Annotated in this window: 14 protein-coding genes (1 of these 14 cut by a window edge); 1 reads left to right on the top strand and 13 read right to left on the bottom strand. The window is 50.1% G+C overall.

The window, feature by feature from the left end; all coding sequences use genetic code 11:
* Window positions 1–135, bottom strand: the 5' end (the start) of a protein-coding gene (locus LDO05_RS00380) for a hypothetical protein (protein ID WP_251376929.1). Its footprint begins 408 nt before the window's first position; only the first 135 of its 543 coding nucleotides appear in the window; the start codon lies at window positions 133–135; its stop codon lies beyond the left edge, outside the window.
* 94 nt (window positions 136–229) lie between these two features.
* Between LDO05_RS00380 and LDO05_RS00375 the strand changes: the two genes are divergently transcribed.
* Complete coding sequence (locus tag LDO05_RS00375) at window positions 230–847, top strand: TetR/AcrR family transcriptional regulator (protein ID WP_251376928.1); 618 nt, start codon at window positions 230–232, stop codon at window positions 845–847.
* A 59-nt stretch (window positions 848–906) separates the two neighbouring features.
* On the opposite strand, the gene lysS is transcribed toward LDO05_RS00375, so the two are convergent.
* The 12 genes from lysS to hslO form a co-directional block, all read right to left on the bottom strand.
* Window positions 907–2,418, bottom strand: coding sequence for a lysine--tRNA ligase (gene lysS, locus LDO05_RS00370; RefSeq protein ID WP_251376927.1), 1,512 nt, complete (start codon window positions 2,416–2,418; stop codon window positions 907–909).
* Window positions 2,419–2,511: 93 nt separating this feature from the next.
* A complete protein-coding gene (greA, locus tag LDO05_RS00365; RefSeq protein ID WP_127201082.1) occupies window positions 2,512–2,988 on the bottom strand; it encodes a transcription elongation factor GreA in 477 nt (158 codons plus the stop codon).
* Between the two features lie 262 nt (window positions 2,989–3,250).
* A complete protein-coding gene (gene dusB, locus LDO05_RS00360; RefSeq protein WP_251376926.1) occupies window positions 3,251–4,252 on the bottom strand; it encodes a tRNA dihydrouridine synthase DusB in 1,002 nt (333 codons plus the stop codon).
* Between the two features lie 26 nt (window positions 4,253–4,278).
* A complete protein-coding gene (locus LDO05_RS00355; RefSeq protein ID WP_251376925.1) occupies window positions 4,279–4,485 on the bottom strand; it encodes a helix-turn-helix domain-containing protein in 207 nt (68 codons plus the stop codon).
* Window positions 4,437–4,985, bottom strand: a complete 549-nt coding sequence (folK, locus tag LDO05_RS00350; protein ID WP_251376924.1) for a 2-amino-4-hydroxy-6-hydroxymethyldihydropteridine diphosphokinase — start codon at window positions 4,983–4,985, stop codon at window positions 4,437–4,439. The genes LDO05_RS00355 and folK overlap by 49 nt, the downstream gene beginning before the upstream one ends.
* Before the next feature lie 9 nt (window positions 4,986–4,994).
* Window positions 4,995–5,357 carry a dihydroneopterin aldolase gene (gene folB / locus LDO05_RS00345; protein ID WP_251376923.1) on the bottom strand — a complete coding sequence of 121 codons (363 nt, stop codon included), beginning with the start codon at window positions 5,355–5,357 and terminating at the stop codon, window positions 4,995–4,997.
* Window positions 5,358–5,362: 5 nt separating this feature from the next.
* Window positions 5,363–6,232 (bottom strand): dihydropteroate synthase, encoded by an 870-nt coding sequence (gene folP / locus LDO05_RS00340; protein WP_251376922.1) that lies wholly within the window; start codon window positions 6,230–6,232, stop codon window positions 5,363–5,365.
* A complete protein-coding gene (locus LDO05_RS00335; protein ID WP_251376921.1) occupies window positions 6,229–7,116 on the bottom strand; it encodes an aminotransferase class IV in 888 nt (295 codons plus the stop codon). Before LDO05_RS00335 ends, folP begins: the two co-directional genes overlap by 4 nt.
* Window positions 7,113–7,694 (bottom strand): aminodeoxychorismate/anthranilate synthase component II, encoded by a 582-nt coding sequence (gene pabA / locus LDO05_RS00330; protein WP_251376920.1) that lies wholly within the window; start codon window positions 7,692–7,694, stop codon window positions 7,113–7,115. The genes LDO05_RS00335 and pabA overlap by 4 nt, the downstream gene beginning before the upstream one ends.
* Entirely contained in the window at window positions 7,691–9,277 is a 1,587-nt protein-coding gene (locus tag LDO05_RS00325) for an anthranilate synthase component I family protein (RefSeq protein ID WP_251376919.1), read from the bottom strand. Before LDO05_RS00325 ends, pabA begins: the two co-directional genes overlap by 4 nt.
* Window positions 9,278–9,470: 193 nt before the next feature.
* Window positions 9,471–10,409, bottom strand: a complete 939-nt coding sequence (cysK, locus tag LDO05_RS00320; protein WP_251376918.1) for a cysteine synthase A — start codon at window positions 10,407–10,409, stop codon at window positions 9,471–9,473.
* A gap of 270 nt (window positions 10,410–10,679) precedes the next feature.
* Window positions 10,680–11,567 (bottom strand): Hsp33 family molecular chaperone HslO, encoded by an 888-nt coding sequence (hslO, locus tag LDO05_RS00315; RefSeq protein ID WP_251376917.1) that lies wholly within the window; start codon window positions 11,565–11,567, stop codon window positions 10,680–10,682.
* Window positions 11,568–11,569: the final 2 nt, after the last annotated feature.

Here is an 11,569-nt window from a genome sequence, read left to right as displayed (position 1 = left end):
AAGATCCGCAATCGGAGTTCCCAGAAGAAGCAATCCCCCCAGTCTTTTATTCTTAAATAGGTAACGGGTGCTCAGTCCGGCCAACACAAATACCCAAAAGGCAATTTCACATCCTATAATCAGCCATCCAATCATAAATAAACAGTCTCCTCACGTTTTATTAACACATTCGTACTATAACTTTATAACACACCTGTATTAAATAAGGCAACCATGATATAATTAAACCATGCCTAAACTTGTGGATCACGAAAAACAGAAACAACGGTTAGCTGAGGCTACCTGGAGAATTATTAGGCGGCATGGAATGGAGCAGGCTTCTGTTCGTCATATTGCTGAGGAGGCTGGCCTATCCGCGGGCTCACTCCGGCATTATTTTGCGACCCAGTCCGAACTGTTCGCCTATTCTATGCAGCTTGTCTCAGAGCGGGTCGATGCTAGAATAAGCTCCCTCTCCTTAACCGGTCCCCCGCTTGAGGATATGAAGAAGATACTGTATCAGCTGCTGCCTATGGATGAAGATACACGGTCAGAGATGGAGGTATGGATTGCTTTTACGACCAAGGCGTTAGCAGACTCTTCTCTTAAAGCACAGTCTGATCAAATGTATGAAAAGATGAGGATAGGCATCAGCTCCATCATTAAAGCTCTTGTCGAGCTTGAGCTGGCCGAACCTTCTCTGGATGTGGAACTCGAAACTGCGCGTCTTCATTCACTCATTGATGGACTGGCCACCCATGCTGTAATTAATCCGGATTCGATGACTCCAGACAGGCTGGGACAGCTGGTTACCCATCATCTCGAATCTCTATGCAAGTCCTCAAAGACACAAAAAGAACAGCCCTGAGTCGAACTCATGGGCTGTTCTTTGGTCTGAACATCAAATATTCAAGGCTTGTCTCTGTATTACTCCGCGGAACGCGCACGCATATGAGGGAACAGCAGCACATCACGGATGGAGGCTGAATCCGTCAGCAGCATAACCAAACGGTCGATCCCGATTCCTAGTCCCCCTGTTGGCGGCATACCATATTCAAGAGCACGGATGAAGTCATCATCCATCTCATGCGCTTCATCATTTCCTTGCTCACGCTCTTTGAGCTGATCTTCGAACCGCTGACGCTGGTCAATTGGATCGTTAAGCTCGGTAAAGGCATTAGCATGCTCACGCGCAACAATGAACAACTCGAAACGATCCGTGAAACGAGGGTCTGCTTCATTCCTCTTAGCCAAAGGTGAGATTTCAACCGGATGACCTGTAATAAAGGTAGGCTGAATCAGTGTCTCTTCCACAAAATGTTCAAAGAAGGCATTCAGGATATGACCAAAGGTCATATGCTTCTCAACCGGAACCTTGTGCTCCTGCGCAAGACGGTGCGCCTCTTCGTTGGTCATTTGGGCACTGAAGTCTACGCCTGTTACTTCCTTAACAGCATCAACCATAGACACACGGCGCCATGCCGGGCGAAGATCAACTTCCTGACCCTGATAATTGACAGTCTGAGTTCCAAGCACTTCTTGAGCAATATGAGCCACAAGGTTCTCGGTCAGCGCCATGATATCTTTGTAATCCGCATAGGCTTCATACAGCTCGATCATCGTAAATTCCGGGTTATGACGCGTGGAGATTCCTTCATTACGGTATACTCGTCCGATTTCGTATACTTTCTCAAGTCCGCCTACGATCAGACGCTTCAAGTGAAGCTCGATGGCGATCCGCATATACAGCTCCATGTCAAGCGCGTTATGGTGCGTAATGAATGGGCGTGCCGCAGCTCCGCCGGCAATGCTGTGAAGGGTAGGTGTCTCCACTTCCAGATAACCGAGGGAATCCAGATAACGGCGCATCGACTGGATAATACGGGAGCGCAGAATGAATGTCTGCTGAACTTCAGGATTGATAATCAGATCTACATAGCGCTGACGATAACGAAGTTCAACGTCTTTCAGGCCATGGTACTTGTCCGGAAGTGGGTACAAGGACTTGCTCAGCACCTCAAGGTCCTTGACTTTGATGGAGGTCTCCCCAGTCTTGGTCTTGAAGATCTCACCGCTTACTCCTACAATGTCACCCAGATCAAGCAGATCGAAGGCGTCATACTTCACTTCAGGTACCGTATCTTTGCGGACATAAATTTGAATCTTGCCACTGAGGTCCTGGATGTGGGCGAAGCTGGCTTTTCCCATCCCGCGCTTAGCCATAATCCGTCCTGCAATACGGACTTCCACCGCTTGCTCCTCAAGCTCTTCCTTAGTAAGTCCATCATACTTCTGTAGAATGTCACCCGCATTATGGGTACGGTCAAACTTTTGCCCAAATGGATCGATTCCTAGAGCACGTAGCTCGTCCAATTTGTCGCGCCGAATTTGCAGCAGCTCGCTGACTTCTACTTCTTGATTTGAAATTTCCTCGCTCATTCGTCGTTCAGCTCCCTTACAGACATTATGCCGTATATACGGCTAACCGCTTAAATACAGTGAAAGAAGCTTCCTTAGGGAAGCTCCTTCGCCTTATTTCTTAATTTCCAGAATCTTATATTGAATAACGCCGGCAGGAACGGTTACATCCACTACGGTCCCAATCTGCTTGCCCAGGATGGCTCTACCCACCGGACTCTCATTAGAAATCTTGTTCTGAAGCGGATCGGATTCAGCCGAACCAACAATAGCGTATTCCATGGTATCACCAAATTCAAGATCCTCTACAATTACAATCGAGCCGATGCTTACTGTATCTGTATCAATCTCATCATTGTTGATAATACGGGCGTTACGCAGCATTTTCTCTAGTGTTATAATACGACCTTCAATAAAGGCCTGTTCATTCTTCGCGTCCTCGTATTCCGAGTTCTCACTAATATCACCATATCCGATCGCCACTTTAATCCGTTCGGCAACTTCGCGGCGTTTCACGGATTTGAGGTTCTCCAGTTCTTCTTCAAGTCGTTTGAGGCCGTCTTGGGTAAGAATCACTTCTTTATCGCTCATCAACCGATTCTCCTGTCATGGAAATAAATTTCACAGTCTTAAGTTCAATCCATATCATTTCACGCATCATTTAGAGAATATCATATGCAATCTCACAAAGATGAGAACATCTCTGTGCTAGGGAAGTTATCTCATGAGGCGAATTTATACTGAGAAATTATAGGGTAAGCACCGCAAAATGTCAATGACATGCAGGCCATGAAATGTAAACGTTTTAGGTATACCTTCGCAGACCTAATCATGGCCTACATGTAAGGAATGGTCAGGCGGTTACCACTGAATCGGAAGGCTCTTCTCTAAGGCTCATTACATAATCTTCAAGGATTCGTGCCATTTCGTCACGCTTCGTCTCTTCCATGATCCTGTCCTTTACATTCATGCCGCCCTTCATACCTTTGAGGTACCAGGCCAGATGCCTGCGCATCTCCTTTACCGCCGTATTCTCACCCTTAAGCGCAACAAGGCGGTCCATATGAAGAATCGCAATCCGGATCTTCTCTTCAGGAGCAGGCTCGGGCGCAAGCTCTCCACTCTTCAGATACTCGATCGTCCGGTACAGCATCCATGGATTGCCGAGAGCACCACGCCCGATCATGACCCCATCGCATCCCGTCTCATCAAGCATGCGGCGGGCATCCTCAGGTGTATTCACATCTCCGTTCCCGATAACAGGAATAGAGACAGCCTCCTTGGCCATCTTGATGTAGCTCCAGTCCGCATGACCGGTGTAGAGCTGCTCGCGGGTACGTCCGTGGACGCTGATCGCCTTGCCTCCGGCAGCTTCTACCGCTTTGGCATTCTCTTCGATGAAAATATGCTCAGAGTCCCAGCCAATTCTCATTTTGACTGTGACCGGCTTGCTTACAGCATCTACAACCGCAGATACCATCTCAAAAATCTTGTTAGGTTCAAGCAGCCAGCGCGCACCGGCATCACACTTCGTTACCTTAGGTACGGGGCAGCCCATATTGATATCGATGATATCTGCATTGGTGTCCTGATCGACAACTTTGGCGGCTTCGACAAGAGACGCGCGGTTGCCGCCAAAAATCTGCAAGCTTAGCGGCTTCTCCCGCTCATCGACAAACAACATTTCCTTTGTACGCTTATTTCCGTTAAGAATGGCTTTATCGCTAACCATCTCTGCGCAGACCAGGCCTGTCCCGAACTCCTTGGCAATAAGCCGGAAAGCCGGGTTGCATACACCTGCCATTGGGGCAAGCACGACTTGATTCTTCATCTCAATATCGCCAATTTTAAGCATATCGGGTTCACTCCTTTGCACTACCTTTATCTTAGAGGCCTAAGCTCGGACACCGAGATGCCCAGAACCCTTGCAATAGTATCAACGACTTTATCTTCCGCTCGGCGGTTGCCCCGCTCAATAGCTCCCAGGACGGCAAGCGATATGCCGGTCTCTTCTGCCAGCTGCTGCTGGGTATACCCCTTCAGCTTGCGGAATGCCCGGATGCGGTGTGCCAGCTGCATGTCTTCCAAAAACGGACGCCTTCTTTCCCGCCCCCTGTGTCTAGTGCTGACTGAACAAATGGATACAAATCCGTATGATCGTCCTCCGGGACAATCTCGGCGAGCGGAACCAGCACAAAGGCACGTTCCTGCATTCGGGGATGGGGAAGGGTCAGCTGGGGCGTATCTAAGGTTCTTCCTTCCATCCATAACAAATCCAAATCTACTGTCCGCGGTCCCCAGTGGATATGCCGCTCACGGCCGAGTTCAAGTTCAATCTGCAGCATGGCGGTGAGCAGCTCCACAGGTTCGAGCGTCGTGCGTAGGGCAAGAGCCATATTAATAAAATTGGGCTGATCCACGTAACCCACCGGATCGGTCTCGTACAGACTGGAACAGCGAAGCACCGTAATATAGGGGTGCTGATTCAGGCGGTCAATAGCTTCCAGCAGCGTTGCTTCACGCTCACCCAAATTAGCCCCCAAAGCAATATAAGCCTCTGATCCTTCAGAGGTGGAATGTGAATTCATAACAGATTCTCACTTTCTTGATCTTAACAGTTCCACGGTAACGCCCCCGAAATGAATATCAAAAGGCGGATGAGGCTTGGTAACCTTAACGATCAATTCATCTATAACAGTATAAGTGCCGAGTATCTCGGATGCAATACACTCAGCAAGAGCTTCGATCAATTGGAAGCTTCTACTTTCTACGATTTTTTTGACGAGTTCATGGACTTCCGCATAATTCACCGTCCGGGTCAAATCGTCATGGATGCCCGCCTGATGCAGGTCCAGCCGCAGCTCCAGATCTATATAGAAGCGCTGGCCCAGCTTGCGCTCCTCTTCAAATACACCATGGTAGCCGTAATACTCCATACGTGTCAGTATCATTTTATCCATATATTTCACGCCTCTCCATCAAGTTCAGTAATGTGCTCAGGGCTGTACATGACAGCATCGCACATGTCTATCGTACGTTTCAGGGGCGCGATGTCATGCACCCGGATAATCTGACAGCCCTGCGCAATGCCCAGTGCAGCTGTGGCTGCCGTTCCCTCGACGACGTCATCAGCTGGCAGATCCAATGTGGTTCGAATGAACTTTTTGCGGGAGGTCGCAAGCAGCACGGGGAATCCCAGCTCCGTTAAGCGGTCCAGGGAACGCATGATGCGTAAATTCTCATCATGGTCCTTCGCGAAGCCCACGCCCGGATCCAAAATGATGTTCTCTTCAGCAACACCCGCGCGAACCGCTATGGCGATACTCTCCTGCAGATCCCTTACAACATCTTCAATAAAGCTGCTGTAATCCCGGTTCTGACGGTTATGCATAAGGATGATTGGACATCCCAATTCGGCGGCAACGCCCGCCATCTGCGGGTCGGCTTTGGCCCCCCACACATCATTGATGATATGTGCTCCCGCCAGAACGGCCTGCCTGGCAACCTCAGCTTTATACGTATCTATGGAGATTACAATCTGGGGTGCAGCCTGGTGAATAGCCCTAATCACAGGGATGACCCGGTTCAGTTCTTCCTCCTGGCTCACCGGCTCGTGTCCGGGACGCGTCGACTCTCCGCCAATATCAATAATATCCGCGCCATCCGTTACCATCTGCAGGGCATGCTTGACCGCCGCATCCGGATCTATATATCTCCCTCCGTCCGAGAATGAGTCAGGGGTTACATTCAGGATGCCCATAATCAAGGTCCTGTGTCCAAGTGTCAGGGTGACCTCTCCGCAGCGATAGCTGCGCTTATAGAATTGTGGTCTCACGTCAGATTCCTCGCTTTCTCCCGGTAAGCCTGCAATAACACTGCCGTCAGATCACCGCATTGCCCGGCTCCAACGATCTTCTGTCTATCTTCCGTATCATACAGAGCATTGACTGGCACCAGTTCCTGAATAGAGTTCGTGGTGAAAATCTCATCCGCCTCCAGAAGCTGTTCCCAGGTATACAAGCCCTCTTCACAGGTCAGACCCAGCTCGCCCGCCGCTTCAAGGACGCAGCCTCGGGTAATCCCTGGCAGGATGCCGGTCTGGATAGCCGGAGTATAGAGCCGCCCGTCTTTCACGAAGAACAGATTGCTTACAATCCCCTCCGAGATATAGCCTTCAGCTGTTAAAAGAAGCCCTTCTACCGGCCCGCTCCCCGGATTCAGGCAGCCTGCCAGTTCTCTCTTAGCTAATATATTATTCATATAATGCAGGGATTTTAGACGGACGGGCCCTTCCGGCGTATTCCGTCTGGTGTTCAGTAATCTAAGCGGCCTTCCCTGGGTATAAAGCGAGACCGGTGGCTCCGGGAGCGGCTTCACATAGATAATCTCCTGCGGTGACTCATAATCACCCGTAGGGAGACCCAGCCCGCCTTCCCCTGCCGTAAGGGTATAGCGTATATAAGCTTCGGTTAGATTAGATACGGCAAGCAATTCGGATATATGGTTCTTCAGCTTGTAAATATCAGGTTGGTAATGAAAACCTAAAGACTCACAGCCTTGAGTCAACCGATCCAGGTGACGAAGAAGCAGGGAAGGAACCCCATTATAGGTCCGAAACGTCTCAAATAAACCGAGTCCGTACATAAAGCCGTGATCCATAACGGAGATCACGGCTTTATCTGCAGGTACGATTGTTCCACCTATCCCGATGAAGTTCAAGCTCTGGCTCCCGCTTTACGACTTAGAAAATTACGCAGAATTTGATGGCCGTGATCGGTAATAATGGACTCGGGGTGGAACTGGACACCTTCTACATCGTATTCTTTGTGACGAAGTCCCATAATCTCGCCTTCTTCCGTCTCTGCCGTAATCTCAAGGCAGTCCGGCAGGGTATCCCGCTCAACGAGGAGCGAGTGATACCGGGTCGCGGTGAAGGGCGTCGGAAGTCCCTCGAACACGGAAGCCCCCTGATGAAGAATGGGCGAGGTTTTGCCGTGCATAAGACGCTCTGCCCGAATCACATTGCCTCCGAACGACTGGCCAATAGCCTGATGCCCCAGACATACGCCAAAGATTGGAATCACGCCTTTGAAATTCTCAATGACCTCCAGGCTGATGCCCGCCTCATTAGGGGTGCAAGGACCTGGAGAGATCAGAATATGATCAGGGGCAAGCTGCTTAATTCCATTAATATCAATCTCATCATTCCGCCGAACGGTAACTTCTTCTCCAAGCTCGCCAAGATACTGTACTAGGTTATAAGTGAACGAATCATAGTTATCTATAACTAAAATCATGTCAACATCTCCTGTCCTCGGTAGATTTGGACTGCTTCTTCACTAAGCTCCACCGCGAGTGCCATCGCCCGGGCCTTGTTATGACATTCCCTATATTCACGATATGGATCCGAATCAATCACAATTCCTGCTCCGGTCTGAATATAACCGACTTCATCCTTCACCACTAACGTCCTAATGATGATGTTCAATTCCATATTACCACGATAGTCAATCCAGCCCATGGAGCCGGTATAGGGCCCCCGGGTTACAGGCTCAAGCTCTTCAATAATCTCCATCGTCCTAACCTTGGGTGCGCCTGTAATCGTTCCCCCGGGGAACTTGGCGGCAATCACTTCATATAAGCTTCGCCCTGCGGCCAACTGACCCTTCACCTCGGAGACCAAATGCATAACATGCGAATAATACTCAACGGTAAGCAGCTCACTCACCTTCACCGATCCATAGGCCGCAACCCGGCCAAGATCATTGCGTTCCAGATCAACCAGCATAATGTGTTCGGCACGTTCCTTCTCGCTGCTGCGGAGTTCCTCTGCCATCTGCCGATCTTCCTCGGCTGTCCTTCCCCGGCGCCTTGTACCGGCGATGGGTCTTGCGCTCATCTCCCCCTGTTCCAGCTTCACCAGCAGCTCAGGGGAGCCTGATACAAGCTGGTACTCCGGGAACCTGAGCAGGCCCATGTAAGGTGAAGGATTCAGATAGCGCAGCCATTCATAGATCTCTTCGGGTGTGGAGCTGAGCTTCCGCTGCTGACGCAGCGACAGATTCGCCTGGAACACATCGCCGGCCGAGATGTACTGCTGGATTCGGGTAACCGCATTCTCGAAGTCCTTTTGCTCAAAAGAAGTGCTAAGGCCACTCTCCGGCCATTGTCCCGCCTCCTGGGCCTCCTGAGTTCTCAACCTTCTCCGCTCAATTTCTTGCGCTGGTTCGCCTGAGCTTCCCCAGTTCTTGATGTTCTCCCACTGATCACACATCTTCACCGCACGCTGACAGGCAGCCTGGTATAGATCGCTCAGCTTGTCCGGATGAACCCGGCCTTCATTACTCTTGATCCCTTCAAGCGGAACATGAACAACCGCATAGATTTCCTGCTCCTCCTGATCCACAATCCACAGCTCTTCCAACCGCATCCAGACATAATCATCCAGCTTCAGATCATCTATTGCCTTCTCGGGCAAGTTCTCCAGGGAACGGGCAACATCATAGCCCAGAAATCCGACACAGCCTCCACTAAATTTGGGAAGACCTTCAAGTAATGGCGCCTTGTACGGTGCCATCCACCGTCTGATCATGTCCAGGGGGGCTCCCTGAAGACAGCTGCGCTCCCCTGTAGATAGATCACTGATCTCCGCCCGGTTCCCTTTGCCGCGAATGACAGAGACCGGGTTCAGCCCGAGAAACGTATATTTACCGTCCTTACCGCTCTCCAGCACAAAGGAGTAAGAAGAAGCATATTCCCATGCCTGCTTCCATGAAAGGGGCAGATTCTCTCCACTACTGATGCGTACAGCCAGCGGAAGCAGAGTATACGCCTCGCCTGCCCACTGCTGCCAATGCTCCAATGCGGTTAGTACTTTCATCCACCCTCACCCTCCTGCTCAAAAGCCTGTCTATTGTTTGCTAGTATACTAAAGGTTCCGTTCTGATGAAAGCCCCAATCTTGTCCGGTAGGGATGGACTTAAGCTGGACATAGCGAAACAGCCCCCATAAACTCCGCATAGGAATTCACAGGGGCCGTATCATCTTGTTATATAAAAAGTCCGGGCTTCGTATTAACCTTCAAAGTTATAAAGAGGTGTGCTCAGGTAGCGTTCGCCATTACTTGGAATAACCACAACTACGCGCTTGCCCTTGCCAAGCTCTTTGGCTACTTTTAGAGCTGCCAGTACAGCTGCACCAGAGGAGATACCCGAAAGGATACCTTCTTCTTTGGCTACTTTACGAGCCTGCTCGAAAGCCTCTTCGTTCTCAATATGAATGATTTCATCAAAGATCTCACGGTTCAGAATTTCCGGGATAAAGTTCGCACCCAGACCCTGGATTTTGTGAGGACCTGGCTTCCCGCCCGCCAAGATTGGGGAGGCCGCTGGCTCAACAGCCACGATCTTGATATCAGGGAAACGCTTCTTCAGCACTTCACCCGCGCCAGAGATCGTTCCGCCTGTACCGATACCCGCTACGAATGCATCCAGCTTACCGTCCAGGGACTCGATCGCTTCCACGATCTCAGGGCCTGTGGTCTCGCGGTGAATCTTCACGTTAGCCTGGTTTCTGAATTGATCAGCAAGGAAATAGTCCGGGTTAGCGGCAAGAATCTCTTCCGCCTTCTTAACGGCTCCGTTCATGCCCTCGGATCCAGGAGTCAGTACCAGCTCAGCGCCATAGGCACGAAGCAGGTTGCGGCGCTCAATACTCATCGTCTCAGGCATAACAATCACCACTTTGTATCCCTTAGCGGCGGCTACCAGGGCAAGACCGATCCCTGTGTTACCACTTGTAGCTTCAATGATTGTACCCCCTGGCTTAAGAAGGCCCTGCTTCTCAGCTTCTTCAACAATACTGATCGCGATACGATCCTTAACGCTTGAGCCCGGGTTCTGATACTCAAGCTTTGCATAGATCTCCGCACTGTCTTCCGGTACAATGCGCTGCAGGCGCACCAAAGGTGTTCCACCAATCAGTTCTGTTACATTATTTACGACTTTAGCCATGATATAAACCCTCCCCTGAATAGTAAACCCATTCACATTTCCATATGAAAATTAGTCTGAAGAAACTCAAGCTGTATATTGAACAAGCACAGGAATGAATCTCTCTAAAATCTATATCCTGGCCGTCATGATATCCGAGTAAATAAGTAGGTTTTCCACTAGTCTTATCTTATCAATACCCACTGGGAGTTGTCAATAATAGACGACAAAAATACTTTGCTATTCGTGTCAAAAGTCCGAACCCGTGCAGCAAAGTATTTTGATTGTATACTATTTACTTTTTGCCTGTTCCAGCAGATCGCGCAATTCCTCACGCTTGAATACATAAGATTCACGGCAGAAATCGCATACCACTTCGGTCTGCTCATCTTCCTCCATCAGCTGGTTAAGCTCGCTCTCCCCAAGGCTGATCAAAGTCTTCTCAACCCGTTCTCTTGAGCAGGTGCAGGCGAAGGTAATATCCATTTCATCCAATACCCTGACGTCCGGGATAATCCATTTCAGCATTTCTTCAAGCTCCAAGCCTTGATCAAGCAGAGAAGTAACCGGAGGGAGCTGTCCTATCGCCTGTTCGATGGCCGCAATCTCTTTATCATCGAGACCCGGAAGCAGCTGAATAATGAACCCCCCGGCCACAATGACCGACGAATCACTGTCTACAAGCACGCCGAGTCCCACCGCAGATGGTGTCTGCTCGGATACAGCGAAATAATAGGTGAAATCCTCTCCAAGCTCGCCAGAGATAATAGGCACACTTCCGCGATAAGGCTCCTTAAGTCCAAGATCCTTGATGACATGGATGAATCCGCTTGTTCCAACGGCCCCAGCCACATCCAACTTGCCCAGGCTGTTGCTCGGAAGATGGACATGCGGATCATTCACGTAACCGCGGACCTGCCCATTGGCATTCGCATCAACGACAATCTGACCGATTGGACCATCGCCCTTCACCTGGACGGTTAATTTCTCATTGCCCTTCATCATCGAACCCATCATGGCTGCCGCCGTAAGAGTACGCCCAAGGGCGGCCGTTGCGGTCGGATAAGTGTCATGCCGGCGGCGCAGCTCATCCACGAGCTGGGTGGTTCTTACAGCAAAGGCACGCACTTTCCCATCCATTGCCGTTCCTCTTATCAAACGATCCTTCTCTTGGCTCATAT

Origin of the sequence: Paenibacillus sp. YPG26 (genome assembly GCF_023704175.1) — a bacterium.
Lineage (GTDB): Bacteria > Bacillota > Bacilli > Paenibacillales > Paenibacillaceae > Fontibacillus.
The sequence above is the reverse complement of the archived record's forward strand: the minus strand, read 5'-3'. Positions and strand labels throughout refer to the sequence as shown.